This is a genomic window from Ensifer soli (assembly GCF_041928815.1).
Classification (GTDB): Bacteria; Pseudomonadota; Alphaproteobacteria; order Rhizobiales; family Rhizobiaceae; genus JBHFEI01.
Genome location: NZ_JBHFEI010000022.1, coordinates 19,889 through 44,446, shown reverse-complemented (window position 1 = coordinate 44,446; position 24,558 = coordinate 19,889). Strand labels below are relative to the sequence as shown.

Genomic DNA, 24,558 nt, shown 5'->3' with positions numbered 1-24,558 from the left:
TCACCAGGACCAGTGAATCAGACAAGCCCGACCGCGTGAATCATCAATCCGACTCCGCGTTCATCGAAGACGCTCTAAGGCATTCGCGCCGCTAACATGCGGGGCAAGCTCCGGGTCGTCCCGCAGTTCGTCCAACACCCGCGGCAGTATCTCGAGGAAGCGGTCAACACCGACGCGGTCAGCCAGGGCGCAGATCTGTCGAGCCAGCGCCTTGCCCGTGCCGGAGATTCCACGGGTATTGACCGCCAGCGGCACGTCGGCGGCGGTGACCACCTTGTACCCGAGAGTGCGGACGACACCGTCGTCGTCGTAACCGGCGCCGTCGGTGAGCATGAATGCCGCGTCAGGGCCGGCAATTGAGATCACTGCGCTCAATGAGAAAACTCCTCGATTCTGAGAGAAAACGACCCGCCGATCAGAGCGTCGGCCAGTGCACGACCGAAGGATTTTCCCGAGATCAGCGCTTTCGTCGCGGATGAGAAAATGCCCGAAATTGACTCCTCCATCTCTTTCGCCGAATCCCGCGCCGCCTGCTGTTGTTCGGCCAACTTCTCCGCCGCCGACGTGGCGCGGGCGTATGCTTCCGCGGCGGCATCGATTTGCGCGGTGAGTTCAGGCGTCACAGCCTTCCCGTCACGTTGCGCTGCTGCGAGAAGCTCATGAGCGGTCGCGGCTTTGTCGACCGAGTACCCGTAGTCGTCGACGAGTGGGTTCAAGGCCGCCTGTGCCGCATAGGCCGCGTTCAGGGAGGCGGTTCGGTCCTTTAAGGACGCCAGTTCGCGGGCGAAGTCGTCGGGCGCCGCTGCCTTGGCCGGCTTCTCGCCCTTGGCCTCGGCGTCACCGGCAATGGGATAGTCGGCAATACTAACCGTCTTCACCGTCCGCGCCGGATCCAGCGGAGGCAACCTGCCGCCCTTTGTAACGTCCGCGGCCGGGAACGGCGTGCGGGCCGGGCCTTCGAATGCGCCGTCGATACGCCCTTGGATGCGGTCCGCTTCAAGCGAAGAGCCCAGGGGCCTGCCGTTAAATAGATCGCTGTTCAGTTTGGACATCTTCTCAAGGATACCGGGAATACCGCCCATCACCTTGCGGAATTCCGCGGCCTTGTCGACGCCCTCGGCGAGCCAGCCAACAAAGCGTCCGAGCTCGGAGTCCGATGCGGCGACGACTATTTCGCCAAACTGCTGAATCGTTGTTCCGAGATCCTCGATTGCCTCTCCGAACTTGCCGGAAGCGCCCGTCGCTGTGTCGATCTTGCCGGCAGTGTCGACAAGGACGTTGCTCAGCTGGACGAACCTTTGGGAGGTTGTCAGGGCCGCGCCGGCCACCTTGGATTCGAGCGTTTCCGAGCCCACGAGGAAGGCCCGGAAAAACGCCTCAGAGGACACCTTTCCGTCCACGACCAGCGTCCGGAGCTTGGCGACACTGCCACCCGCTTCCGCCAAGCCCGCGGCCGCCGCCTGGGCAATCGTCGGCGCACCCTCGAGGACAGAATTGAATTCTTCGGCTCTAACGACGCCGCCCCCTAGGGCCTGGCTCAACTGGAGGAGCGCACCGGATGCGGATTCCGCCGACGTCCCGCCGACCCGGAGTGCAAGCGCGATTTTGTCCGAGAATTGGAGCAGCTCGGCTTGGGTGACGCCGAGTTCCTTCGAGGTCAACGACAAGCGACCATACAGTGTCACCAGGGATTCGATCGGCGCCGCGTTCCGGTTGGCAGACTCGTACAGTGCGTCGTAAACCTCGGTGAGGGCGACGCCCTGGAGGCCGGCGACCTTCAACGAATTCGTGATCGCTGTCGCCGCATCGACCAACTTTCCGGCGGCCTGCAGCGAAATACCAGCCGCGAAGGCACCGGCCAACTGTGTGGCGGTACGGCCAGCGACGGCGCCAAGGCGGGATGTCAGGGCCTCGGTCCGCTTTAGGCTTTGCCCCATGGACCGCTCGATTCCGGCACCGAGACGGTCGAACTTCTTCTGGGCATTGCCGGTCGACTCGCCGATGGAAGCTTCCAGCTTCTTCAACCCGCGCAAGATGGCGCGGGTGTCTGTCGATACCGAGATAATCAGATCATCTGCATCTGCCATCGGCTACTCCTCGTCCGTGAAGGCTGCGACATCGGCCGGCAATCCCCAGAGCGCAGCCCCCAAGATGCCGGCGGCCAGGGGAGCATAGTGGCCGGCGCCGCGCGCATTGATCGCATCAATCGCCACGCCCGATGTCGGCGCTCGATATCGAAGCTGGAGAGCGATAGGGTCCGTACCTGCGGCCGGGGGATTGAGCGCGAAATCGATGACGGCGACGATCTCGGCCGACGTCCATTGTCCGGCGCGGATCCTGCCGAACATGGCGTTCGCGGAGCCGCTAAGGCCCTCGAATAGATGCAACCGGTCGCGCGGGATGCCGACTGTGTGGTCGGCCCCGTTGATCCTGGCGGCAATGGTGGTCTGAAGAACAGGCACGGCTTCGCCGGCCGCGGGGGCGGTTTTTTTAGGCATGGGGAGTCCTCGAGGTGGCAGGGATCGGGCGGCTCCAGCCGCCCCGATAATCGATCAGGCGGCCGTCCACGCCACCTTGTCGCCCGGTTGCACATAGACATCATAGTCCACTCCGGCGCGCGCCAGGGTGCGCGGCCCGGTCGACGCGTTCGGCGCGGCGCCGATCGCAACCCAGGAATCCGCCGCCGCCTGAATGCGGAAGATCGGCATTCCCTGCCCCTCGTGGACCGGCGGCGCCACGATCGTAGTGGAGCCTGCGGATGCCAGGGTTTCAGAGGAAATGATGCGGCCGAAGATGTTCGCGATCGTTTTGTCGCGACGTTCGGATGGGCCAGAATAACCGGCAGTAACATGAAGACCGGAAAAAGCCATGTGTTGGTTCCTTTGAATGTTGAAGAGGTTGCCGTTATGCGAGATTGCGCAACGCAGCTTTGAGTTTGTCGTAGGCGCCATCCAGCGCAGGCGCGGGCGCCGCCCGGCCAGCCTCGGCCAGAGCAGCCCTCAGGCGATCCGCGGCCGCATCGTAGGCAGATAGCGGCGCAACGCGGGCCGCGTCGTTCGATGGGTCATCCACGAGGGAAATCTCGGTCAACTCGACTTCGACCAGCCGGCGTTTTACGCGACCGCCTCCGGCCGCCGTGCGCTTCGTGCGATAACCGATCGAAAGCCCGTCAAAGACGTTCGCCGCCATCAGCGCATGAAGGCGCCGGCCGAGATCGGTATCGAGGGCGAGCAGGCGGCCCTCGACATGGAGGCCCCGCGCATCCTCGCGGATTACAGTCCATTTCCCGACTGGCAGATCATCATATTGGAAGGGGTTCCCCGATGTCCCATGCATCAAACGAAGTGGCGGCATCCGACCCTTGGCCTGCCAGGCCTGCAGACTCGCAGCAAACGCGCCGCGTTCGATCACGTCCCCGTGGCTGTCGACGTTGCCAAAGACAGCTGCATAACCGGTGAAACGGCCAGCAGCATCGATCAGCGTTGGCGAGAAATCAGTCCGAAGCTGGTCGGTCATAGACTGCCTTCCATTTCCTGATTGCCTTCGTCGCCTCGGCCACAATCGACGGCGCCGTGTCTGCAATCGGGATTTTCACCTCGACGTCGCCCGGTTTTTGGCGCGTGTTCTCAGTCGTCATCTGTAACCCTCCGGAATGTCCGCCTTTTTTACGAGGCCGGCGTCGGCCGCGCGCCGAAGTTCGATCCACGCGTCATTGTTGCGGTAAGCCGCGGCACCGAAAAACGCCTGGCCAGGATCGCCGAAGTTGCCGACATCGACGCCTGCGATACGGAGTGATTGCTGCAGCTCCCCGATCCGGTTCTGCGCCTTGGCGGCGGCAAGCAATGCGGCATAGAATTCAACGAGAATGGCGCGGTAGTCGCCTTCCAAGCCTTTCCGGATCGCCCGGCCAGCCCTCTCCCGTTCGTCACGGATGCGAACTGCCAGTTCGTGTTGGGCATCGCCGATGTCGCGGCGCTCATCGGCGAGGGCGGCAATCTGGCGCTGGTGATCTGGCGGCGCCTCGTATGTCAGGCCGTCGAGCATGGCGGCGACGCGGTCCTTGCGGCGGTCGATGGGCATTTTTGCGGTGAGTTCGGCGTGGAGCCGGGCCTTTTCGGCATCGATCGCCGCGAGCCGCGCGTTCAAATTGGCCTGCTGCGCCAGAAGGCGAACAAGTTCAGCGGACACGTCCTCGGGACGTTGGACATTGTAGCTGGTCATCACGCCTCCAGAAGCTGAACCGCAATGCGTCGGATAGTAGGAAGCGGAATTCGCGCGATGCGCTGAAGGCCATGGAACTCGCCAACCTTGTGGCGGTAGAGGCGCGTGAACGTCGCCCCATCGAGGCGCTTGGCGGCGACCATCAACCATCCAAAACCCTCGGCAGAGATAAGGACGTCGCCGTTCCGGAAATCGATGTCGCCGCTAACGAAGCCCGCCGCCTCTTCGAGAAGATCGACGATCTCCGTCTCAGCATTGACCGCACCGTCGCCGCTGGCCCGCGGAAGAGCGCCGACTTTCTCTTCGACCGTCGGGGCGTCGACCGGGAGCGTCGCGCATGCGCCGAGGATCATCTTCGCCAGGCCACGCGACGTGACCAGAGGCGCGACAGGCCGAGACGAAGCGATGCGTCCGGCCTCGCGGAGGCGCCTGACGGCGTTGTGTACGGTCGCAATAGTCAGTTTGAGTTCGCGGGCGATGATAGCCTCACGCTCTGCCATTCCAATGGGTTTTGGCATTGGGGATTTCCTGCATTTATAGTGAGAAAAAAAAGCCGAACCCGAAGGTTCGGCCAGGGTTCGCGTGCGCTCAGCCGGCGTCGCGAAGGCGCCAGGCGAGGATGCGCCGAGCGATGGCCTGAAAAAGGCCTTCAATTATATACGGTTTCGCAAACCGCTTTAGGGACGGCTAAGCCGCCACTTTTTGCAGTTTCGCGATCGCCGCATTGATCCTCGCGATGCCTTGGCGTTCGGCTGTCTTTCCTGTGTAGCCAAGGGCCTCACCGATCTCACGCGCCGTCGCATCAGTGATCGCGAGATCGAGCACGGCGACATCCGCGCCCAATGCGGTCCGAATCGCCTCGCGTCGGCGTGCCCGATGCATTTCATCTGCGGTGACGGAATCGATATCAGGCCGACTTGTGTTGCCTCGCGGTCGAGTCACTCCTCCGAGCCATCCGCTGCCGTCAGCGATGGGGGCATTGTCGTTGGCCGGCAAAAGGTATCGGATTGACGCCTCGGATCGCGGCCCCTGCTTTCGGCCTTTCGGCTGTCGCGTGCGCTCTGCCGGCGTTTTCGTGGCCCCTTTGGCTGTCGAGCCGTAGGACACAAGCCGCCCTTCTCGGAATAGCAGCCCGCCGAGGCGGAAGCCTTCTTCGGTCAAGCCGATGGCCGCGGTCCGCCGAGAGACGACCTGCCACCGCCCTTCGACCTTCGTCGACACGACCGCACAACGCGTGCCGTCCTCGGCTGCCCGCATCATCTCTTCGACGCCAGGCCGAGTCTCATGGACCATGTCGAGATCGCCCACTGGTGCGGCAACGTCCGGATCGTTGTCATTGGCGACCGGGAACCGCATCGGCTCCATCAGCGCAGCATATCGATAGAGAGCCTGCGCGGCGGTGGGACTATCGAGCCTGGCAAGGCGCTCTGCTGTCGGCCACGCCAGTACGGGCTTTGTCTTGGTGGGCAGGGTGGCCAGCCAGGCACGGCGCTCGGCAAGATCCGAGAAGTTATCGGCACGCAAAGGCACCGCATCAGAGATGCGTTCAACTGCAGACATGAAATGTTCCTGATTTGAGAGCCGGGCGGTTCGCTTCAGCGACGCATTGCTATTCTTGAATAGTAGACGCTTTTAACAAAAAAGTCAATATTGCTTGAAATCTGGAATTATTTTTGAGATATACTTGCGTTTTACGCCTGCGGTCCATACGCGCGCGTTGCGCACGCGTGAACCTCCTAGCAAAAACCTGTATTAGCGCGCTTTGTCTGTGGGGCCGGCGGTAGTCGGTCGGAAGACGCCAGACATTTTGGGTGGGGGTGGGGGCGCCACGCCGTCCGAACTCCGCTAAGACATGTGATCTGCCCGGAAGGACTGCGCAAGAACAGAGAATGTCCAATGAGGAGTGAGGCGATGGACGAAGATCACACGAAGCATATGATCCTTGAATTTCTGAGGAAGCACACATTAGCGGTCATTGCCACATGCCATCGCAACGGAACGCCCGCGGCCGCTGCGATTGACTTCTCTGTGCGCGATGATTTTGAGATCGTATTCGACACTTTCAAGGACACACGGAAATTTTCCAATCTTGCGGAGCGCTCGAGCGTCGCGTTCGTGGTAGGATGGGACGACAACATCACGGTTCAGTACGAGGGTGAGGCAACAAGAGTTCCTGCCGTAGATATTGCACAATATCAGGAAGCTCATCTCAATTGCGTTCCCGCCGAAAGGGAGTTCCTCGAGCGGGGAGCAGTGATGTTCAAAGCAACGCCGCGTTGGCTTCGATATTCCGATTTCAACAAGGAGCCCCCGGAACTGGTCGAGATCCACTTTTGAACCGCGATGCGGGACCAGCCGCACTCCTCTCCTCATGATGGAACAATGGTTGATGATGCACATTTATCAGTAGCTGTGCTGAAGATCGTTCGGCGGCACTGATTGTCAGCATCCCCTTCACCCGGCGCAGTCCTCCCGGCGCCGGGTTTTTCGTTGTCATTCCCCGCCACTGGCGCGGGCCGCCCTGTCAAGCGGGTGAACTCTTGCCAGGATAAGCGGCGGCCTTTGTAGGGGCGATTGGGGTCGATGGTGGACATAGGGTTCCCTAAGCTGCTGAAGGAAGATAGGCGCGCCGTGCTACTTCATGCGCGGGCAGATAAGTAAAATCGATGCCGTCGAGGACATCGAGCTTGAGACCTATGAGATCACTGGCGTCATCGATATCGTCGATGTCAGCAGCATGGCGCAGAGCCTCGAACCGCCGCTGCCCCTCGACCTGCCGCCGCTCGCTGGCGCTCTCAATTATGAAATTGTCCTCATGCTCGATGCCGTCGCTGACGTCACGCAATATGACGGTCAGTGTTGTATCGCCATCGGCAGTCGCGACCTCCGCAGCGACGATCACCATAGACAAGACTTTCTGAACACCGCACTGCGCCGGGCCGGCCGCAAGGCCGTGCCCGGGCGCGGGTGCGTGTGTTCCTTTTATTTCCCCTAAGGGGAATAAAAGGGTTTGGTCCCCCACCTGGGGGACGCTAGCAACCTTAGCGTCCCCCAGGGCGTCACCCTTCTGAGGTGACATTTTGGGGGACGCTAGAGGTGACGTTCTGGGGGACTCCGATGTTAGGTCTCGGCAGTCCAAAATCGGCTTTCCGCCATTGGCGGCACGCACCCATCCGGAGCCCCGAAACCACCAGAACACGTCCCAGAGCGTCGGCGCTGTGCCGGCACCTTTCTGCAGAATGGACACGCGGCCGCTGCGCACGATCGCGGGCAGATACTTGCTGACAACCTTCTTGGTGGTGCCCGTCGCGTTCGCCATGAACGTTAGCGAGCATGCCGAACTGCCTTTCTGGTTGTCGAAGTTCTTGGCGATCGTGCCGATCAGGCCCTTCTGGACACTGGACAGTGTTGGGTCGGATTCGAGATCCTGGGCGAAGGCCAGCTTCTCGTGAGCATAAGGACGTGGCCGCTTCGCCCCCTTCCGCTTAAACGATCGACGGGAACTCACGCCGCGCACCCTCCCGCCATTCGGTCTTCCAGGCGGTCCAGGCGGCATGATGACGCTCGCCAAGTTCGAGTGCGGGTTCGTACACGTTACCACCCTTCTCTCCGACACCGACAAGTCGGATCGCGCCAGCCGCCAAGAGCCGGCCGATGCAGCGAATGGCATTGCGCTTGGTGCAGGAGGCGCGGGCTGCAAGTTGCGCATATGTGAAGCAGGCGGCGCCCTTCTCGAAGTGGGCGCCTGCAATAGCTGCGGATATGGCGATCTGTGCCGATGACGGCTTGCCGGTCATAGCCGCCGCATACAGGTAGTTCAGATAAGGACGGACGCGTTCGTCCGGAGCGGCAGGAGCCGCTGCAGATGGATGCCTTTGTGGCAACGTCATTCTCCTAAGATGGGGGGGCTGCGCAGCCGCCGGCATGGCCGGCGACGTGGTTGATGTGGGATTGTGGGGGTTATGCGGTCCGCGTGGCGGCGGATTCTTGCTGCACGATCCAGGCGGACAGCGTGGACTTGCGGGCAAACACGCTTGTCCCGATGCGGAAAGTCGGCAGGCGTCCTTTGGAAACGGCGAAGTAGATGGCACGACGGTCCATGCCGAGGAAGCGCGCGATTTCCTCCGCTCCCTTAAGTATGTCGTCGGCCAGGGCATTGTCGTTCGCGTGGTTCAATCGATCCTCCAAAAGAAAATGAAAAATTGGCTTGACGGGTTTTCGGAATTTGTGTTAAATTCCATTTTGGAATATTATGCCTTTTTAACAAAAAAGTCAATATTATTGCGACACATTACGCGTGTTGCAAAATTTCCGTGTGTCGGATACCGTTTGGTATGGCCACGATCCGCAAGCGAACCCTTCCATCCGGCAAGTCAGTTTGGCAGTGCGACTATCGCGATGGTTCAGGTGCGCGGCGGTCCAAGCAATTTGGGCTCAAGAAGGATGCCGACGCGTTCCTGTCAAAGGCACGTCACGAAGTGGGGCAGGGCACCCATGTTGCGGACAGTCAGTCAGTGACTGTCAATGAGGCCTGCAAGCTCTGGATCGAGCGCGCTACGAATGAAGGGCTGGAGCGTTCGACGCTCGATCAGTACCGACAGCACTCGGACCTTCACATAAAACCGATGCTTGGCGCACAGAAGCTATCGCGGCTGAACGGGCCCGCAGTTCAAAAATTTGCCGACGACCTCGCCAAGACCCTGTCGAAGGCGATGGTTAAGAAGGTGCTCAGCTCGCTATCCAGCATCTTCGCGGAAGCGCAGCGGCATGGATATTCAGCAATAAATCCCGTCAAAACCGTCAAGATGCGGACAAATAAGCGGGATGTGAAGAAGATCGAGATGCCGACGAAGGCCGAACTCTCGGCGATCTTGAAGGCGACACCGGAGCAACATAAGCCGCTAATATGGACCGCCGCATTTACTGGAATGCGCGCATCGGAGTTGCGGGGTCTGTCATGGGATGACGTTGACCTTGATGCTGCGGTTATCCACGTGAAGCGGCGTGCCGACAAATACAACAATATCAGCTTTCCGAAGTCAGCGGCAGGGACGCGCGACATTCCGATTGCGCCTTCTGTCGTCGCTCTACTGAAAGCTTGGAAGCCGCAATGTCCAAAGGGAGAATTGAACCTCGTTTTCCCGACGGGCGCGGGAAATGTCGAGAACCATGGAAACCTTCTTTCTCGGATCTTCTGGCCAATCCAGATCGCAGCCGGCGTAAGCGTGAAAACGAAGGAGGTTGACCAGAACGGCGATCCCGTCATGGATGCCAAGTACAGCCTGCATGCTCTCAGACACGCGGCCGCCTCTCTGTTTATCGAACAAGGAATGAAGCCAAAGCGGATCCAGGTGCTAATGGGGCACAGCTCGATTCAGATGACCTTCGACACATACGGAAAACTTTTTCCTGACGAAGACGATGATGCATCAGCTGTGCTGGCGATCGAAAATCGACTGCTTTCAACAAGTTGACATAAGGTACTGTCAATTACATGCAACATTAATGTAACGTATTCTGCAATAATATAATAAAATCAATGTTTATTAGCGGAATCATAATCCGCGTGTCGGGGGTTCGAGTCCCTCTCCCGCTACCAAAAACCATTAATCTTCTCCTGTTTTGCCTCTCGCCGCAACAAATCTTGCCTCAGATTTTTCCTGTGCCGACAAGGCTGGCGGGGGCGGGCTCCGCTGTCCTAGCGTTCTTCCGGACAATCGGAGAGGGCGTCAGGATGGATCTGCTGGGATATTTCGAGGAATGGTCGGTGCGGCCGGGGGACACGGTGCGCATGGCGGTGAGCACGCGCAAGGCGCGCTATCGTGCCGTGCTGGAGCGGCTTGTGACGGGGCCGGGGGCGCAAGGCGAATCGACGGTCGGCAGTGTCGAGCGGGCGGACGTGCTCGACCGCGTGCTCGAGGGCCGCTGGCAGGAGACGGTCGTCGGTTCGTTTGCGGATCTGCCGCTGCCGGCGGCACCCGCGCCCTTGTCCGGCCTGAGCCTGCATGCCTGGATCTGGCCGACCGTGCCCGCCGGGAAGAGCAAGCAGGTGGTCTGGTCCCTTGCCGACGGGGCGCTCGCCCTCGTCCTTGACGGCGGCAGGTTCTCCATCGAGGCGGAGGGAAGGACGGTGGCGCACTGTCCGGCCGTCGTGATCGCGCGGCGGTGGTATTCAGTCGCGCTCACCGTCGACGGAACGCGCCTGACGCTCGATGTGGCGGAGGCCGGCGGCCTCGTTGCCGAAACGAGCGCGACGGCGGACGGCGCGGTCGCCGCCCTTGCCGCCCCGGAACGGCTGCTCCTCGCCGCCCGGTCGATGGACGCGATCGGCGCGCCGGTCGATCCCTACAACGGCAAGATCGAACGGCCGGTTCTCTACTGGCGGCCTCTCGACGCGGATAGCATCGCAGCCCTGCGCCGGGGCGAGGGCCCGGCTGCGGATGCATCGTGGGTGGCGGAGCAGGACTTTGCCAGCACGGTGCTGAAGAGCGCCGGCGGCTTTCCCGACGGCCGCCTCGTCAACGGCGTCGAGCGCGCCGTCACCGGCCATGGCTGGGACGGCCACAGCGATTCCTTCATCGAAACCCCCGGGGAGTACGGCGCGCTGCAGTTCCATGAGGACGACATGGTCGATGCCGGGTGGGACTACGATCTCGTCTTCGACCTGCCGGGCGACCTGCCGAGCGGCGTCTATGCCGTGCGGCTCGAAGCGGACGAAAGCGTCGAGCACTGGCCGCTCTTCGTCATGGGCCGCAGGGACGAGACGGTCGATACGCTGTTCCTGCTGCCGACCAACACCTATCTCGCCTATGCCAACGAGCAGCTTGCCAAGCTCGACTTCTCCACCGTCATGGAACACGAGCAGCGCCCCCATGCCGACGACATCTACCTGTCTCAGCATCCGGAGCTTGGCCGATCCTGCTACGACACGCATACGGACGGAAGCGTCTGCCGCTACTCCTCGCGCCGGAGGCCGATCATTCAGGTACGGCCCGGCTTTCCGAACTGGCTGACCGGCTCGTACCGCCATTTCCCGGTCGATCTCTACGCCATCGAATGGCTGGAGCGCCGGGGTGAACCCTATCATGTCGCGACCGACGAGGATCTCGAGCGGGAGGGGCGCGCGCTGCTCGACCGCTACAAGGTGGTGATCACCGGCTCCCATCCGGAATACTGGACGCGGCACGGGCGCGGCATCCTCGACGGCTATCTGCGCGACGGCGGCCATCTGATGTATCTCGGCGGCAACGGCTTCTACTGGGTCACCTCGCGCGATCCGGCACGCCCCTGGCTGATCGAGGTGCGCCGCGACAATTCCGGCACCCGCTGCTGGGATGCGCCGGCGGGCGAGCGCGGCCATGTCTACAGCAACGAGCAGGGCGGCATCTGGAAGAACCGCGGTCTCGGCCCGCATGGCTTCGTCGGCATCGGCTTCTGCGCCGAGGGCTGGTCGAAGGGCTGCGGCTACCGCCGGCGGCCGGAGAGCCGGGAAGGGATCGGCGCCACGCTCTTTGCCGGCATCGAGGACGAGATCGTCGGCGACTACGGCTATGTGCTCGGCGGCGCCGTCGGCGACGAGATCGACCGCTACGACATCGCGCTCGGCAGCCCGCCGCATGCGATCCACCTGGCGAGTTCCACCGGGGTCGGCCGCGAATACATCCATGTGGTCGAGGAGCAGAATGTCGGCCTGCCGGACCAGGGCGGCGATGCCCAGCCCGAGCTGGTGCGCAGCGACATCGTCTATTTCACCATCGGCAAGGGCGCCGTCTTCTCCGTCGGCTCGATGACGGTCGCAGGCGCGATCGCCTGGAACGGCTTCGACAATGCGATGGCAAGGCTCGTCGACAACGCACTCGATCACCTGCGCGGCCGCTGAGCCGGGGTGCGCCCTCGGAACCCGTGCCCAGCGCGACGAGAAGAGCCGGGAATGCTGAGCCATTCCCGGCTCTTCTCGTGTTCTCCCTTTCTTGTTTTTGCCGGATCGTGCGACGCCGAAGCGATCCCGCTTCGGTTGCAAATGCCCTCGCCGTATCGCGATCCGTGAGGTTCGCCGGTACGCTCGAGGTCGTTGTTTCCAGGCCCGAACCGCCGCGCGTTCCCGCCAAGGCATGCCTTCGCGAAACCCATCCCGGGTGATGGCGGGCACCATCCGGGATGCTCTTCCGTCGCATCGTCATGGCGAGGGCCGCCGAAGCGCTGCCGCCTCGGCGGCAGCGCCTCACAGGAAGAAGGACGAGCGTGCGAGATCGAGGGCATCGTCGAAGCGGATGGCGAAATCCGCCTTGCCGTCGCCGTTGACGTCGCCATAGACATAGGTGTCGCTGTCGAGCTTCTCGTAGCGCAGTTCGCCGGCCGTGTTGGTGAAGGCGTCGGTGCCGATGAAGGCGAAGGCCTGGTTGCCGGCGATCTTGGTGCTGGCGTCGATCGTCCTCAGGTCGACGCGGTCGCCGATGGCGAAGTCGTAGATGATGTCCTGCCCGACGGGATTGAGCGTCGATTCCCGCACCGACTTGTAGAGGAAGACATCCTTGTCGGCGCCACCGAAGAGCTGGTCCGCACCGAGCCCGCCATACAGCTTGTCGGCCCCGGCATCGCCATAGAGCTTGTCATTGCCCTTCTGGCCTTCGAGGATGTCCTTGCCGGCGCCGCCGCGCAGCAGGTCGTTGCCGTTGCCGCCATAGAGCTTGTCGTTGCCGGCCTCGCCATGGAGCTTGTCGTCGCCGGACAGGCCGTAAAGCCTGTCATTGCCGGCACCGCCCTTCAGCGTGTTCTTGCCGGCATTGCCGGTCAGGTCGTTCGCCGCCGCGTTGCCGGTGCCGTTGATGTTGCCGCGGCCGGTCAGGATCAGGTCCTCGACATTGGCGCCGAGCTTGTAGGTGACGCTCGCCCGGACCAGGTCGTTGCCGGCGCGCGCCGTCTCGATCACCTTGTCGGCGCGGCTGTCGACGATATAGGTGTCGTTGCCGGCACCGCCGATCATGCGGTCGGCGCCGGTGCCGCCGTCGAGCCGGTCGTTGCCGCCGAAGCCGTACAGCGTGTCGTTTCCAGCAAGGCCGGATAGGCGGTCGGCGCGGGCGGTGCCGAACAGGGTTTCGTTGACCGTGTCGTCGTTGACGATCCGCGTCTCGATCGGGCCGCTTCCGACGATGCCGTTCGTCACCGCGCCGAGCACGAGGCTGAAGCTCTCGTCGGGCTCGAGGCGGCCGTCGGCCATGACGTTGACGATGAAGGTCTGCTCGGTCTGGCCCGGCGCGAAGGTGACGGTCCCCGTCGGCAGGCGGCCGCCGGCGAAGTCGGTGCCGGTGGCGGGGGATGCTCCGCTGCCGACCACGGAGACGGCAAGCGTGGTTTCGAGCGTCGTGTCGCCCGTCCGCGTAAAGGTGTAGACGACCTGCGTCGTGCCGTTGAACGTCCCTTCGCTGACCGTCGCCGGGCCGCTGACGGCGACGCGCGGCGGCGGCACGCCGTCGTCGTTGACGATGGTGAGCTGCACCTGCGGCGCGGCGACGAGCGTGCCGGCCGGCGCATTGGTGATGCGGACGCGGAAGGCCTCGTTGTATTCGGCGATCGTGTCGCCCGCGACGTTGATCGTGACCGTCGCCTCCGTCTGCCCGGCGGTGAAGCTGACCGTCCCGCCCGGCATCACGCCGTTCTCGAAATCGGCCGCGTCCGTGTCGATGTTCTCGACGACATAGGTCACGTCGGCGGCGGCCGAGGCGTCCGAGCGGAAGAAGGTGACCGTGAAGGGCGTCGAGCCGCTGTCGCGTTCGCCGCGCTCGAAGACGGTGGCGCCGACACCGACGATCGCGACGACCGGCGCGTCGCTGGCCGTCGTCGTGGTGGTCGGCTCGGGCGCGATCGTCGGGCCGGTGAGATAGGCGGAATTGCCGGTCAGGAGGAAGTCGAGGGCGGCGGCGCGCTGCAGCGACGGATTGGTGATGCCGGCCGCCGCGGCCTCGGCGATCGCCGCCGCCACGAGCGCGGCCGGGAACTGGTCGAGCGTCACCTGCTGCGCCGGGAAGGCGGGATTGGTGAAGGTTCCGGTCGACTGTCCGGCGCCATAGGTGAAGAGCGACTCGGAGTCCGAGATCCGCCAGCTGTTGGCATAGTTGCCATACATGGTTTCGAAGGTCAGCGTGCCGCCGAGCACCGTTCCGTCGCGCAGCGCGAAATCATTGCCGGTGCTGCCGTTGAAATCGCCCACAAGGCCGCGGAACTGGCCGGCGCGGGCGGGATCGAGCGCCAGGTTCAGGTCGAGGAAATCGCCGCGGTCGACGAAGATCAGCGCGGTCTGCCGGTCCGGATATTCGACCTGATAGACGCCGTCGGCACTGAGGTAGATCCGTCCCTCGCCGACCTGGATCGAACCGACGGACGGATCGATCGTGGTGGCGGCGCCGTTGACCAGCAGCGTGTTCGTGTGCACGTCATAGCTGATGCGGTTCGCGCCGATCGCCGTTGCCAGCGCGGTCGTGGAACTGACGGCGGGGCCGGCGGCCTCGGTGCGGATCTGCACCATCAGCGGCGCGCCGGCGACGCTTTCGGCGAAGACGAACTCGCCGACCGCCTGGAAATCGTATTGCAGGCCGTCCAGCGTGACGAGGTGGGGGTCGCCGAAGGTCGTGGTGTTGCGCCAGGTCTCGGGGATGGTGGGCGCAAGGCCGTCATCGTTGAGGATCGTGGCGGTCGCCTGGCGCTGGCCGAAGCTGACGGCCGGGTTGCTGATGTTTGTCAGCGTCACGACGAAGCTCTCGTTGCTCTCGACGGCGCCGTCGCCGACCGCGAGCAGTTCGATCGTCGCCTCGCGCTGGCCCGCCTCGAAGGTGATGCGCCCGCCGCGGAAGCCGCCGGTCAGCGGCAGGCCGCCGACGAGGTCGTCCGGATCGGCGCCGTTCGGGCCGCCGGTGGAGTTGACCACGTAGTCGACCGTCAGCGCCTGCGTCGCATCGCCGGACCGGGTCACGGTGAAGATGAAGGGCTGGTTGACGCCGGTGCCCTCGCGTGCCGAGCCGGTGGTCGATTCGATCGAGACGACCGGGCGGACGCCGCCCGCCGAGACGTCGAAGCGCCAGAGGCCGTCGGTGCCGGTGTTGCCGGGCGTCGCCTCGAGCGTCAGGATCTGGTCCTGGTCGCCCGACTGCGGCAGTTCGAAGAAGCTGTCCGGCGTGCCGCGGCCGGCCGAGAAACCGGCACGCGCCACCGTGCCGCCGAGACCGCCGGAGCCGCTGCTGGCATCGCCCGTCGTCCAGTTGACATCCTCGTAGCGGAATTCGATGCGGAAGTCGCCGGCCGCACCCCCTTGTGTGGAAAGATCGGTCAGGACGAGTTGGAACGCGTTCAACCGGTTGATGTGGCTGCCAAAGTAGCCGACGTCGTCCCAGGTGATGATCACGGTGTTGTTGGCGGCGTCGAGGTCCCAGTAGACGAGGTTGCTGCCGGTGGACGTGCCGCCCGGCGAGGCCGTCGTCGGGCCGCCGCGCGTGTCGACGTCGGCGAAGAAGGGGGTGATCTCCGGATTGGCCGTTGCCGAAACGATCGACTGGGGCGTGAACGCGCCGCGCGGGCTGGCAAAGGTTATGCCGCCATTGTTGTTGATGTAAAAACCCGTATAGGTCTGGCCGAAATAGTTCATGCCGCTTTCGAATACGGAAGAAACGTCGATGAAGGACGTCGATCCGTCGTCGTTCCGCTCAAGAAAATTCTCGCCGAAGCCCGCGCTTCCGCCAAGACCATTGATGAGACTGACCATGATGAAGCTCCCTTTGTTTCCGACGATCGTTCTCGCGATTTCGACCCGTCAATGAATGAAATACGTATGTCTATACAATAGGTCGTTGACGCTTCTCTTTATGAGCATTTAACGCTCCCTTCGCCATGTTGACAAGTTCCGCCGACGGCCATTGCCGGGCGAAAATGGGGCGGATCCGGATGTCGCACGCGATCCGTGCCGCTGCAGACCTGGCGTGGCCGAGCCGCGACGCGCGTGAAGGCCTCGTTTGTTGACAGGAAAAGGCGATGGCGATATCCCGGCTGGACCTTCGGGCTCGCGCCTTCTCCGAGACCTGTCAATCGTGTGGTGATGAATGAGCGGTCGTTCGGTTCTGGCAGGTCTTGCGAATGTCGTCGAGGAGCGCTTGCCGCAGCTTCTCGATCTTCGCTTCAAGACCCGATGGAAACCCGACGGCAGCCCGGTGACGGAAGCGGACATCCTGCTCGAAGCGGAGATTCGCGGCTATCTCGAAGGCATGCTGCCCGGCATCGCCGTGATCGGCGAGGAAACCTTCACCCCCGAGACGAGGGCGCCCGCCTCCGGCTGGCTCGCCGTCGTCGATCCGGTCGACGGAACCGAGAATTTCTGCTCGGGCCTGAAGGAGTGGGGCGTTTCGGTCACGCTCTGGAAGGATGGCGGCCACGCGGCCAGCCTGCTGATGCTGCCGGAGCTCGGCGAGCGGCTGATGACCGGCGACGCGATCCCGCTGCTCGCCTCGCGCATCGTCGGCCTGTCCTCGACGCTGACGCCGGAAACGGCGGAGGCACTCAGCCAGCTCGACGAGGCCCGCATCATCGGCTGCTCGGTCTATAACCTCTTCAATGTCGTGCGCGGCAGTTTCTGCCGCTTCTTCAATCCCCGGGGCGCCCATTCCTGGGACCTTCTTGCCGGCGCGATGCTGGCGCTCGAACATCGTTGCGACGTGATCATTGATGGAGTTCCCTATGACGGAAGATTTCTCGAGGCTGGCCGAAGACATCGCGTCGATATACGCCACCGATACGATCTTCATCCTCGGTAAGGGACCGTCGGTCGATGAGATCCGGCCGGAGGTCTTCTCCGGCTCGCTGGTCATCGGGCTCAACGACGCCGAGCGGATCGCGCCCGCCGACGCGACGATCTTCCACGGCGCCTGGGTCAAGCGGGCACTACGGGAAAACGGCGAGAAATCGCGCGTCTACATCACCTCGACCGACTTTTCCTCCGACAAGGCGAAAGTGGTGCGCGCGCCCTTCATGCCGCTCAGCCAGGACACGAGCGACCTGATGATGCAGCGCTTCCTGTCGCCGGAGTTCACGATCGAGGAAATCCTCTTCATCTCGGCGCTGAAGCTCGCCCGTTATGTCGCCGAATATCGGGGGAGGCCGCAGACGGTCTACATGGTCGGCTTCGATTTTTCGCCCTCGACCGGCTATGCCCATGCGATCAGCGAGGATTTCGCCCCGGATTCCGCGGCGGAAAAGGCGGCGAAGATCAGCATCCAGGAATTCTTCCTGCTCAACACGCTCTATGTGCTGCGCAACTCCGATCTCGACGTCGTCCATGTCGGCAACCGGGCCTTCTCGCAGATCTCGACCAGCGAGCTCAACGACCGTTTCGTCCCGCATTCGCGTCGTGACGGCGATGCGGCCGGCGGGCGCCACCTCGTCGGCGTCACGGCGGAACTGACCACCAACCATTTCGGCGACCGCCATCGCCTGGAACGGATGATCCGCGCGGCGGCTGCCGCCGGCGCCGATTTCGTCAAGCTGCAGAAGCGCGACGTCGATACGTTCTATTCGCAGGACCAGTTGAAATCCGCCTATGTCTCGCCGTTCGGCAAGACCTTCGGCGACTATCGCCATGCGCTGGAACTCAGCCGCGACGACTTCGCCTTTGTCGATCAGCTGTGCAAGGAACTGGGCGTCACCTGGTTCGCCTCCATTCTCGACCAGCCCTCCTTCGAGTTCATGCTGCAGTTCGACCCGGAGCTGGTGAAGCTGCCGAGCACGATTTCCGAGCACACGGACTATCTCTCCTATGTCGCGTCGAGCTACCGCAAGGGCATCGTGCTCTCGACGGGCATGACCGATCTCGCCTTCGAGAAATGGGTGCTCGAAACCTTCACCAGGATGGAGACGCTCTATCTGATGCAGGCGAACTCGGCCTATCCGACGCCGCAGCAGGATTGCCAGGTCGCCGTGGTGCGGCACTACCACGATCTGTCGAAATCGGATCCGCGCATCGTTCCGGCCTATTCCAGCCATGACTTCGGCTGGCTCGGGTCGGCGCTCGCCGCTGCCGCGGGCGCCCGCATGATCGAGAAGCACGTCAAGCTCGGCAACACCGAATGGGCCCATTTCGACGCCGTCGCCGTCGATCTGACCACGCCCGCCTTCAAGGAATATATCGACAAGATCCGCGAGGCCGAGCTGATCATCGGCTCGGAGGAGAAGAAGGTGAACAGCAGCGAGCACCACAAGTATTTCCGGAAGAGCGGCTGAGGCATGGACTACCCGTTCGTCTGCGCGTTCGACGACAAGGTCCGGGACTTCTTCTCGAGGAACAAGATCTTCCTGCGGCATCCGTTCGGCGTCGACCGCGTGTATGGCCGCGGGGATTCGGTCCGCATTGCAGCACCCGTCAGGATCGAACGCTACGCGGCGATGCCGCCGAAGCAGTTCCTTCAGATGGGGGCCTTTTCCTACTGCATCTCCAACGGCTTGAACTCCACGACCACGATCGGCCGCTATTGCAGCATCGCGACCAGTGTCCGCATCATGGGCATCAACCATCCGACCGACTGGTTCAGCACCCATGTCACCGCATTCCAGGACTATGCGGCCCGATTTGCGGAAAAAGAGTTCGGCAAGACGGTCAATCTTCCGCGCTACGACGAAGTCTTTTCGCCTGTCTCGATCGGTGACGACGTCTGGATCGGCCAGGGCGCCCTGATCAAGAGCGGGGTCACCATCGGGACCGGGGCGGTCGTGGCCGCTGGCGCCGTCGTCACCCGCGACGTCGAGCCCTATGCGATCGTCGGCGGTGTTCCGGCGCGCAAGATCCGCAGCCGTTTTCCGGCCGAGATCGTCGAGCGCCTGCAGGCGACGCGCTGGTGGGACTACAACTACGCCGATTTCGGGCCGCTGCCCTTCGATGATGTTCCGCGTTTCCTCGACGGTCTCGAGGCGATGATCGGGCGCGGCGAGATCCGGAAATTCGAGCCGGGCGTCGTCGATCTCGCGCCGGCGCTGGATGCCTACCTGAAACAATGACGGCCATGCCCTTCGGGCGGCCGGGTTCGAACAGCCAAGATGAGGTCTGAGATGCAAGTCGCAACGCTGATGATCGGCCGGGGCGGAAGTTCCCTGAAGAACAAGAACGTGCTTCCGGTGCTCGGCGTGCCGCTGCTGCTCTGGGGCGCGGCCGCGGCGCATCGCAGCCGCTACGTCAACAGCTATTACTGCAGCAGCGACGATGAGACCATCCTCGACACCGCCGCCAGGGCCGGCTACACGCCGATCCGCCGGCCCGACGCGCTCTCCTCGGCGACGGCGCAGAGCTGCGACGCCGTCAAGCATGCGCTCGACATCATCGAGCAGACGCAGGGGCCGATCGACATCCTCGTGTTGCAGCACGCCAATGTCGGGACGATCAGCGAGACGATGATCGACGACTGCATCGAGATGCTGATCGCCGATCCGAGCGTCTCCTCCGTCGTGCCCTCGCACGACAAGTCCGAATATCACCCGATGCGGGCGAAGCGCGTCATGCCGGACGGTTCGCTGCAGTCCTTCTTCGGCGAGGGCAAGGTTTCCGCCAACCGGCAGGACCTGCCGCAGGCCGTCTTCTTCGACCATTCCTTCTGGGTGCTGCGCGGCCGTCAGGCCGTTTTCGACGAGAACGGCCAGGGTCCCTGGACCTGCATGGGATCGCGCATCCTGCCCTACATGACCACCGGCTGCCTCGATGTGCACGACCTCGAGGATCTCGATCGCACCGCCGCCTGGATTACGGAACACGGGATCCCGCATCCCTCCTTCTGAGCGTTTGCGGCTGTGTCAGACGGGGTCGTGGATGCGGCGCCCGTCCTCGCCGAAATAATAGAGCCGGCCGGTGTCGAAGCCGATGCCGATCGGCAGGTCGATGCCGGAGCGGAAGCCCCGGGCGGCCTTCACCTCGATATGCCGCCCGCCGGCCGCGACGGTGAGGTAGGTGACGTCCCCGGTCGGCTCGACGCCGTAAACCTGTCCCTGCACATGGTCGCCGCCGACATGGCAGTCCTCCGGCCGGACGCCGAGCGTGACGGCGCCGGAAAGGCCGGCCGGGCAGGGGGCGGCGATCCCTTGCGCGGTGAAGCGGCCCTTCTCCGCCCGTCCCTCGATCAGGTTCATCGGCGGCGAGCCGATGAAGCCGGCGACGAAGGTGTTTTCCGGATCGGAATAGATCTCGTCCGGCGTTCCGACCTGCTGGATGGCGCCGCGGTTCATGATGACGATGCGGTCGGCGAGCGTCATCGCCTCGATCTGGTCATGGGTGACATAGACGGTCGTGACCTTCAGATGCCGCTGCATGTGCTTGATCTGCACCCGCATGCTCGCCCTGAGCTTGGCGTCGAGGTTCGACAGCGGTTCGTCCATGAGGAAGACCTGCGGCTGGCGCACCACGGCGCGGGCGAGTGCTGCGCGCTGGCGCTGGCCGCCGGAGAGCGCCCCGGGCTTGCGGTCGAGGAAGGCGCCGAGCTCGACCATGTCGGCCGCCTGCCGGATCCGCCGGTCGTGCTCTTCCGCCGGGATCCTGCGCATGCGCAAGGGGAAGCGGATATTCTCGTAGATCGTCATGTTCGGATAGAGCGCATAGCCCTGGAACACCATGGCGACGTCGCGGTCGCGGGCATCGACGCCGTTGACCACCTCGCCGCCGATGACGATCTCCCCCTCGCTCGGCTCCTCGAGGCCGGCGATCATGCGCATCGTCGTGGTCTTGCCGCAACCGGAGGGCCCGAGCAGCACGAGGAATTCCTCGTCCTCGATGTCGAGCGACATGTGCTCGACGCCGACGAAGGCGCCGAAGCGCTTGACGATGTTCTTCAGGTGGATGGATGCCATGGGGATCAGCCTTTCACCGCGCCCATCGTCAGGCCGCGCGACAGGTGCTTCTGGATCAGGACCACGAGGACCAGGATCGGCACGAAGGCGAGGAAGGAGACGAGGGCGATCGCATTGTAGATGACGCCGTCCGAGCCCCCGGTGAAGTTCGCCAGCGCCACCGACATGGTGTAGGCGTTGGCGGTCGAGGCGATCAGCAGCGTGAAGAGGAATTCGTTGATGGCGAAGATCGCCGCGATGACCGCGGCGGTGATGATGCCGGGCAGGCAGGCCGGAATGATGATCTCCCGCAGGATCGTCAGGTCGCCGGCGCCGTCGGTGCGTGCCGCGTCCTCCAGTTCCTTGGGGATGTCGAGCATATAGCTGCGGATGATCCAGGTGACGAGGCTGAGGTTGATCGCGGCATAGACCAGCATCAGCGCCCAGACCGTGTCGAGCATGCCGAGGGAGCGGAACAGGAAGAAGATCGGCACGGCGACGATCGCCGGCGCCATCATCCGCGTCGAGAGGATGTAGAAACCGATGTCCTCGCGTCCGCGGAACTCGTAGCGCGACAGCGCGAAGGCGGCCGGGATCGCCAGGACGAGGTCGATGACGACCGAGCCGAAGACGGCGAGCACCGAATTCATCAGGTAGCGCGCGATCGGCCAGTCGCTGACGAGCAGCCGCCAGGCGTCGAGGCTGAAGCTGGGCCAGTAGACCGGCCGAGGCAGGATGATCTCGGTGCGCGGCCGGAAGCCGATCGTCAGGAACCAGAGGATCGGCGCGAGGCAGACCACCGCCCAGCTGCCGAGGATCAGATAGCGCAGCAGGCGGCTCTCGCCGCGGCAGCGTCGAACCGAGGCCATCTCACGATCTCCCCGAGCGGAAGGCCCGTTTCACCACGGTCTGGGCGACGAGAACGGTCATCGCCAGCATCAGCACGGAGGCAGCCGAGGCGTAGCCGAAGTTGAACATGCGGAACCCCTGGCGGTAGATGAAGTAGCTCATCGTCTCGGTGGCGCCCCCGGGCGACCCTTGCGTCATGATGTAGACATTGGTGAACATCGTCGTGATGTCGATGCCGCGTAGCGTCACCGCGACGACGATGATCGGCCGCATCATCGGCAGCGAGACGTTCCAGAAGATCGCTGGCCAGCTCGCGCCGTCGAGGCGGGCGGCCTCCTCGATTTCCTGGTCCTGGCCCTGCAGCGCCGCGACGAAGATGATGAAGAGGAACGGCGTCCACTGCCAGACATCGGCGACGATGAGGATCAGGCGCGACAGCCAGATCGAGGCGAGCCAGTCGACATTGCCGTCGACGAGGCCGAGCCGCATCAGCAGGTCGGAGATGACGCGGCCGTCGTTGAAGGCGAGCTTCCACAGGAAGGCCACCGCCGAGGGCATGAACAGCATCGGCAGGGTGAAGACGATGCGCCAGCCGCGGATGAAGGGATCGCGATAGGCGAAATAGGCGATCGCCAGCGCGACCGTCGTCTGGATTGCCAGCGACAGGCCGCCGATGATCGCCGTGTTGCCGAGCGCCGCCCAGAATTCGCGGTCCTGCAGGATGCGGCTGTAATTGCCGAGCCCGGTGAAGGTCCAGTTGACGAACTTGACGACGAACAGGCTCTGATAGATGGCGAAAAGGCCCGGATAGAGCGTGATCGCCAGCAGATAGAGCATCGCCGGAGCGACGAGGAGGTACGGGAAGGCAGCCTTCAGCGCCGGGGACCGGCGGCGAGGCGGCTGCGGCCGGCCAGCGGGAGCGGCGATCGCCGCTCCCGCGCCTGCCCCATGGGTGCGGGGGAGGGCCATCCGCTCAGAACGGCAGCGCCTTGCCGGCGCCGACATGCATGCCCGGCGCGACGTCGGCATAGGCGATCGGACCGTTGCCGCCGGCAAAGCCGTTCTTCTCCATGATCGACTTCCACGCGGTCTGACCGTTCTCCAGCGCCTCCTTGGCCGAGATCTGGCCGGTGACGGCGCGGTTGATCTCGTTGCCGAGCGCCTGCTCCATCTCGAACATGCCGGGAAGGCGCGGCGCGCACCAGGCATGTTCCAGGCTGTCGGCCCAGACCTTGGCCGGCTGGCTGATCGCGCGCAGCTTCTCGTTGCCGAGCACCGAGCGGTAGCCGGGGGCGACGCCGTTGGCGTTCGCCTCGTTCATCGCCATGATCGACGAGGTGGTCAGGAAGGCGAGCATCAGGAAGGCGCCTTCCGGATTCTGCGAGGTGGCCGCGACGCAGGAGGTCGAGCCGGCGATGTTCGGCGGTGCGAAGACGCCGCCGGCAATGCGCGGCTCGTAGATCGTCACGACGTCGTCGACGATCTTCGACTGGTCGGGCCGCGTCGCCTGGGTGCCGCTGTCCTGCCAGGAGATATTGGTGGCGACCTGGCCGCCGAGCCAGGCGGCGCGGTTCTCGCCCCAGCCGGCGCCGGCGATGCCTTCGATGGCGTTCGCCTTCAGCGCCATGATGATGTCCATCGCCTTCAGGCCGGCATCGCTGGTGAGAAGCGGATTCCACTGCTCGTCGAAGAGTTTCAGCCCGGCCTGGGCGGCGATGTGCTCCCAGGTGTAGGTCGCCCAGAAGCCGCGCGCAGCCATCATGCCGACACCGGCGACGCCGCCGCCGAGCTTGTTCGCCTCGCCCGAGATGCGGATCAGTTCGTCATAGGTCGGCACGGAGGTGGCGCGGTCGATCGGCCCGCCGAGGATCTTCTCGACAATCGACTTGCGCAGATGCACCATCTGGATGTCGCAGTCGAAGGGGATGCCGACCAGCTTGCCGCCGAAATAGCCGTAGTTGAGGCGGTAGGTGTCGTAGAAATCGTCGAGCGGCAGCGCCCATTTTGCCGCATAGTCGTCGAGTTCGGCGAGGAAGCCGGGGGCGGCGAAATCGCCGAGCCAGGGCGAGAAGAATTGCAGCGCGTCGAAGGAGGCGTTGCCGGAGATGAACTCGGCGACCGCCTTGTCGTAGAAACTGTCGTCCGGGATCGGCACCAGCTCGACCTTGATGCCGGAGAGCTGCTCGAAGGGTTTCAGGCCCTCGGCGGCGGATTCCTGGTCGGCGGCGCCGATGGCGAAGCGCACCGACTTACCCGACTGCTCCGAACGCACCTTCTCCCAGTCGACGGTGCGGATCCAGTCCTTGGCCGGGTCCCAGAGCGGGTCGCTCGTCATGTTGAAGAGTTTGCGGTAGTCCTCGCGCACATAGCCGTCGACCGAGATGCGGTCGAGCACGGACGCGATGTCCGGCAGGCTGCCCTGCGCATAGGCCGGCAGCTTCAGCCCGGTGAACCCGGCCGCGAGCCCGAGGCCCGCGCCGGCACGCAGCACGGAACGGCGGGTCGTGCCCGCTGACAGAATCGGCATGTTGTCTCCTCCCAGGATCGATGGCGGCGACGGCGCCCCACGCCGCATGTCCGCCGCGACCTCCACATCGCGCCGGACCGCCTCCAGATGAACTTTCAATTCACAAATTTATAATGTGTTCA

Annotated in this window: 24 protein-coding genes; 7 read left to right on the top strand and 17 right to left on the bottom strand. The window is 63.7% G+C overall.

The window, feature by feature from the left end; genetic code table 11:
- Positions 1-60 precede the first annotated feature (60 nt).
- The 9 genes from ACEVQ6_RS21740 to ACEVQ6_RS21700 form a co-directional block, all read right to left on the bottom strand.
- The gene (locus ACEVQ6_RS21740; RefSeq protein WP_374891143.1) at positions 61-375 is read right to left on the bottom strand and encodes a hypothetical protein; all 315 of its coding nucleotides are present in this window, start codon (positions 373-375) and stop codon (positions 61-63) included.
- Entirely contained in the window at positions 372-2,087 is a 1,716-nt protein-coding gene (locus tag ACEVQ6_RS21735) for a tape measure protein (protein ID WP_374891142.1), read from the bottom strand. The genes ACEVQ6_RS21740 and ACEVQ6_RS21735 overlap by 4 nt, the downstream gene beginning before the upstream one ends.
- Positions 2,088-2,090: 3 nt before the next feature.
- The gene (locus tag ACEVQ6_RS21730) at positions 2,091-2,498 is read right to left on the bottom strand and encodes a hypothetical protein (RefSeq protein WP_374891141.1); all 408 of its coding nucleotides are present in this window, start codon (positions 2,496-2,498) and stop codon (positions 2,091-2,093) included.
- A 54-nt stretch (positions 2,499-2,552) separates the two neighbouring features.
- Positions 2,553-2,870, bottom strand: a complete 318-nt coding sequence (locus tag ACEVQ6_RS21725) for a hypothetical protein (protein WP_374891140.1) — start codon at positions 2,868-2,870, stop codon at positions 2,553-2,555.
- A gap of 34 nt (positions 2,871-2,904) precedes the next feature.
- On the bottom strand, positions 2,905-3,516 hold the full coding sequence (locus ACEVQ6_RS21720; protein ID WP_374891139.1) for an HK97 family phage prohead protease: 612 nt from the start codon (positions 3,514-3,516) through the stop codon (positions 2,905-2,907).
- Positions 3,494-3,637 carry a hypothetical protein gene (locus ACEVQ6_RS21715; protein WP_374891138.1) on the bottom strand — a complete coding sequence of 48 codons (144 nt, stop codon included), beginning with the start codon at positions 3,635-3,637 and terminating at the stop codon, positions 3,494-3,496. Before ACEVQ6_RS21715 ends, ACEVQ6_RS21720 begins: the two co-directional genes overlap by 23 nt.
- Positions 3,634-4,221 carry a hypothetical protein gene (locus ACEVQ6_RS21710; protein WP_374891137.1) on the bottom strand — a complete coding sequence of 196 codons (588 nt, stop codon included), beginning with the start codon at positions 4,219-4,221 and terminating at the stop codon, positions 3,634-3,636. The genes ACEVQ6_RS21715 and ACEVQ6_RS21710 overlap by 4 nt, the downstream gene beginning before the upstream one ends.
- Positions 4,221-4,739, bottom strand: a complete 519-nt coding sequence (locus ACEVQ6_RS21705; protein ID WP_374891136.1) for a hypothetical protein — start codon at positions 4,737-4,739, stop codon at positions 4,221-4,223. The genes ACEVQ6_RS21710 and ACEVQ6_RS21705 overlap by 1 nt, the downstream gene beginning before the upstream one ends.
- 169 nt (positions 4,740-4,908) lie before the next feature.
- Positions 4,909-5,781: a hypothetical protein gene (locus ACEVQ6_RS21700; protein ID WP_374891135.1), complete on the bottom strand. Its 873-nt coding sequence runs from the start codon at positions 5,779-5,781 to the stop codon at positions 4,909-4,911.
- Positions 5,782-6,132: 351 nt separating this feature from the next.
- On the opposite strand from ACEVQ6_RS21700, the gene ACEVQ6_RS21695 reads away from it, so the two are divergent.
- Entirely contained in the window at positions 6,133-6,558 is a 426-nt protein-coding gene (locus tag ACEVQ6_RS21695) for a pyridoxamine 5'-phosphate oxidase family protein (protein ID WP_374891134.1), read from the top strand.
- A 265-nt stretch (positions 6,559-6,823) separates the two neighbouring features.
- Here the strand turns inward: ACEVQ6_RS21695 and ACEVQ6_RS21690 are convergent, their stop codons facing one another.
- The 3 genes from ACEVQ6_RS21690 to ACEVQ6_RS21680 all read right to left on the bottom strand — a co-directional run bounded on the left by ACEVQ6_RS21690 (position 6,824) and on the right by ACEVQ6_RS21680 (position 8,397).
- Complete coding sequence (locus tag ACEVQ6_RS21690) at positions 6,824-7,729, bottom strand: hypothetical protein (RefSeq protein WP_374891133.1); 906 nt, start codon at positions 7,727-7,729, stop codon at positions 6,824-6,826.
- Positions 7,707-8,105 carry a hypothetical protein gene (locus tag ACEVQ6_RS21685; protein WP_374891132.1) on the bottom strand — a complete coding sequence of 133 codons (399 nt, stop codon included), beginning with the start codon at positions 8,103-8,105 and terminating at the stop codon, positions 7,707-7,709. Before ACEVQ6_RS21685 ends, ACEVQ6_RS21690 begins: the two co-directional genes overlap by 23 nt.
- Before the next feature lie 76 nt (positions 8,106-8,181).
- Positions 8,182-8,397 (bottom strand): helix-turn-helix domain-containing protein, encoded by a 216-nt coding sequence (locus ACEVQ6_RS21680; RefSeq protein WP_374891131.1) that lies wholly within the window; start codon positions 8,395-8,397, stop codon positions 8,182-8,184.
- A gap of 158 nt (positions 8,398-8,555) precedes the next feature.
- On the opposite strand from ACEVQ6_RS21680, the gene ACEVQ6_RS21675 reads away from it, so the two are divergent.
- Together ACEVQ6_RS21675 and ACEVQ6_RS21670 are read left to right on the top strand one after the other, a co-directional pair.
- Positions 8,556-9,695, top strand: coding sequence for a tyrosine-type recombinase/integrase (locus ACEVQ6_RS21675; RefSeq protein WP_374891130.1), 1,140 nt, complete (start codon positions 8,556-8,558; stop codon positions 9,693-9,695).
- A 260-nt stretch (positions 9,696-9,955) separates the two neighbouring features.
- Entirely contained in the window at positions 9,956-12,100 is a 2,145-nt protein-coding gene (locus ACEVQ6_RS21670; protein WP_374891129.1) for a N,N-dimethylformamidase beta subunit family domain-containing protein, read from the top strand.
- Between the two features lie 342 nt (positions 12,101-12,442).
- On the opposite strand, the gene ACEVQ6_RS21665 is transcribed toward ACEVQ6_RS21670, so the two are convergent.
- Positions 12,443-15,973, bottom strand: coding sequence for a nidogen-like domain-containing protein (locus tag ACEVQ6_RS21665; protein ID WP_374891128.1), 3,531 nt, complete (start codon positions 15,971-15,973; stop codon positions 12,443-12,445).
- A gap of 334 nt (positions 15,974-16,307) precedes the next feature.
- Here ACEVQ6_RS21665 and ACEVQ6_RS21660 point away from each other — a divergent pair, with 334 nt between their 5' ends.
- Genes ACEVQ6_RS21660 through ACEVQ6_RS21645 form a run of 4 tightly spaced genes read left to right on the top strand, consistent with a single transcriptional unit; the run spans position 16,308 to position 20,019 of the window.
- Positions 16,308-17,015: an inositol monophosphatase family protein gene (locus ACEVQ6_RS21660; RefSeq protein ID WP_374891127.1), complete on the top strand. Its 708-nt coding sequence runs from the start codon at positions 16,308-16,310 to the stop codon at positions 17,013-17,015.
- On the top strand, positions 16,939-18,477 hold the full coding sequence (locus tag ACEVQ6_RS21655) for an N-acetylneuraminate synthase family protein (protein ID WP_374891126.1): 1,539 nt from the start codon (positions 16,939-16,941) through the stop codon (positions 18,475-18,477). The genes ACEVQ6_RS21660 and ACEVQ6_RS21655 overlap by 77 nt, the downstream gene beginning before the upstream one ends.
- Before the next feature lie 3 nt (positions 18,478-18,480).
- On the top strand, positions 18,481-19,248 hold the full coding sequence (locus ACEVQ6_RS21650; RefSeq protein WP_374891125.1) for a CatB-related O-acetyltransferase: 768 nt from the start codon (positions 18,481-18,483) through the stop codon (positions 19,246-19,248).
- A gap of 51 nt (positions 19,249-19,299) precedes the next feature.
- Positions 19,300-20,019 carry a cytidylyltransferase domain-containing protein gene (locus ACEVQ6_RS21645; protein ID WP_374891124.1) on the top strand — a complete coding sequence of 240 codons (720 nt, stop codon included), beginning with the start codon at positions 19,300-19,302 and terminating at the stop codon, positions 20,017-20,019.
- Positions 20,020-20,034: 15 nt separating this feature from the next.
- On the opposite strand, the gene ACEVQ6_RS21640 is transcribed toward ACEVQ6_RS21645, so the two are convergent.
- From ACEVQ6_RS21640 to ACEVQ6_RS21625, 4 genes are read right to left on the bottom strand one after another with little or no spacing between them, the layout of a single operon-like run.
- Positions 20,035-21,081, bottom strand: a complete 1,047-nt coding sequence (locus tag ACEVQ6_RS21640) for an ABC transporter ATP-binding protein (protein WP_374891123.1) — start codon at positions 21,079-21,081, stop codon at positions 20,035-20,037.
- Between the two features lie 5 nt (positions 21,082-21,086).
- Positions 21,087-21,929 (bottom strand): carbohydrate ABC transporter permease, encoded by an 843-nt coding sequence (locus ACEVQ6_RS21635; protein ID WP_374891122.1) that lies wholly within the window; start codon positions 21,927-21,929, stop codon positions 21,087-21,089.
- Between the two features lies 1 nt (position 21,930).
- Positions 21,931-22,878, bottom strand: coding sequence for a carbohydrate ABC transporter permease (locus tag ACEVQ6_RS21630; RefSeq protein ID WP_374891121.1), 948 nt, complete (start codon positions 22,876-22,878; stop codon positions 21,931-21,933).
- Positions 22,879-22,882: 4 nt separating this feature from the next.
- A complete protein-coding gene (locus tag ACEVQ6_RS21625) occupies positions 22,883-24,436 on the bottom strand; it encodes an ABC transporter substrate-binding protein (RefSeq protein WP_374891120.1) in 1,554 nt (517 codons plus the stop codon).
- Positions 24,437-24,558 lie beyond the last annotated feature (122 nt).

What these genes read in the sequence shown, in the direction of transcription:
- ACEVQ6_RS21735 (WP_374891142.1), bottom strand. Translation starts at nt 2,087, where the DNA reads ATGGCAGATGCAGATGATCTGATTATCTCGGTATCGACAGACACCCGC.
- ACEVQ6_RS21730 (WP_374891141.1), bottom strand. Translation starts at nt 2,498, where the DNA reads ATGCCTAAAAAAACCGCCCCCGCGGCCGGCGAAGCCGTGCCTGTTCTT.
- ACEVQ6_RS21725 (WP_374891140.1), bottom strand. Translation starts at nt 2,870, where the DNA reads ATGGCTTTTTCCGGTCTTCATGTTACTGCCGGTTATTCTGGCCCATCC.
- ACEVQ6_RS21720 (WP_374891139.1), bottom strand. Translation starts at nt 3,516, where the DNA reads ATGACCGACCAGCTTCGGACTGATTTCTCGCCAACGCTGATCGATGCT.
- ACEVQ6_RS21715 (WP_374891138.1), bottom strand. Translation starts at nt 3,637, where the DNA reads ATGACGACTGAGAACACGCGCCAAAAACCGGGCGACGTCGAGGTGAAA.
- ACEVQ6_RS21710 (WP_374891137.1), bottom strand. Translation starts at nt 4,221, where the DNA reads ATGACCAGCTACAATGTCCAACGTCCCGAGGACGTGTCCGCTGAACTT.
- ACEVQ6_RS21705 (WP_374891136.1), bottom strand. Translation starts at nt 4,739, where the DNA reads ATGCCAAAACCCATTGGAATGGCAGAGCGTGAGGCTATCATCGCCCGC.
- ACEVQ6_RS21700 (WP_374891135.1), bottom strand. Translation starts at nt 5,781, where the DNA reads ATGTCTGCAGTTGAACGCATCTCTGATGCGGTGCCTTTGCGTGCCGAT.
- ACEVQ6_RS21695 (WP_374891134.1), top strand. Translation starts at nt 6,133, where the DNA reads ATGGACGAAGATCACACGAAGCATATGATCCTTGAATTTCTGAGGAAG.
- ACEVQ6_RS21675 (WP_374891130.1), top strand. Translation starts at nt 8,556, where the DNA reads ATGGCCACGATCCGCAAGCGAACCCTTCCATCCGGCAAGTCAGTTTGG.
- ACEVQ6_RS21670 (WP_374891129.1), top strand. Translation starts at nt 9,956, where the DNA reads ATGGATCTGCTGGGATATTTCGAGGAATGGTCGGTGCGGCCGGGGGAC.
- ACEVQ6_RS21665 (WP_374891128.1), bottom strand. Translation starts at nt 15,973, where the DNA reads ATGGTCAGTCTCATCAATGGTCTTGGCGGAAGCGCGGGCTTCGGCGAG.
- ACEVQ6_RS21660 (WP_374891127.1), top strand. Translation starts at nt 16,308, where the DNA reads ATGAGCGGTCGTTCGGTTCTGGCAGGTCTTGCGAATGTCGTCGAGGAG.
- ACEVQ6_RS21655 (WP_374891126.1), top strand. Translation starts at nt 16,939, where the DNA reads ATGACGGAAGATTTCTCGAGGCTGGCCGAAGACATCGCGTCGATATAC.
- ACEVQ6_RS21650 (WP_374891125.1), top strand. Translation starts at nt 18,481, where the DNA reads ATGGACTACCCGTTCGTCTGCGCGTTCGACGACAAGGTCCGGGACTTC.
- ACEVQ6_RS21645 (WP_374891124.1), top strand. Translation starts at nt 19,300, where the DNA reads ATGCAAGTCGCAACGCTGATGATCGGCCGGGGCGGAAGTTCCCTGAAG.
- ACEVQ6_RS21640 (WP_374891123.1), bottom strand. Translation starts at nt 21,081, where the DNA reads ATGGCATCCATCCACCTGAAGAACATCGTCAAGCGCTTCGGCGCCTTC.
- ACEVQ6_RS21635 (WP_374891122.1), bottom strand. Translation starts at nt 21,929, where the DNA reads ATGGCCTCGGTTCGACGCTGCCGCGGCGAGAGCCGCCTGCTGCGCTAT.
- ACEVQ6_RS21630 (WP_374891121.1), bottom strand. Translation starts at nt 22,878, where the DNA reads ATGGCCCTCCCCCGCACCCATGGGGCAGGCGCGGGAGCGGCGATCGCC.
- ACEVQ6_RS21625 (WP_374891120.1), bottom strand. Translation starts at nt 24,436, where the DNA reads ATGCCGATTCTGTCAGCGGGCACGACCCGCCGTTCCGTGCTGCGTGCC.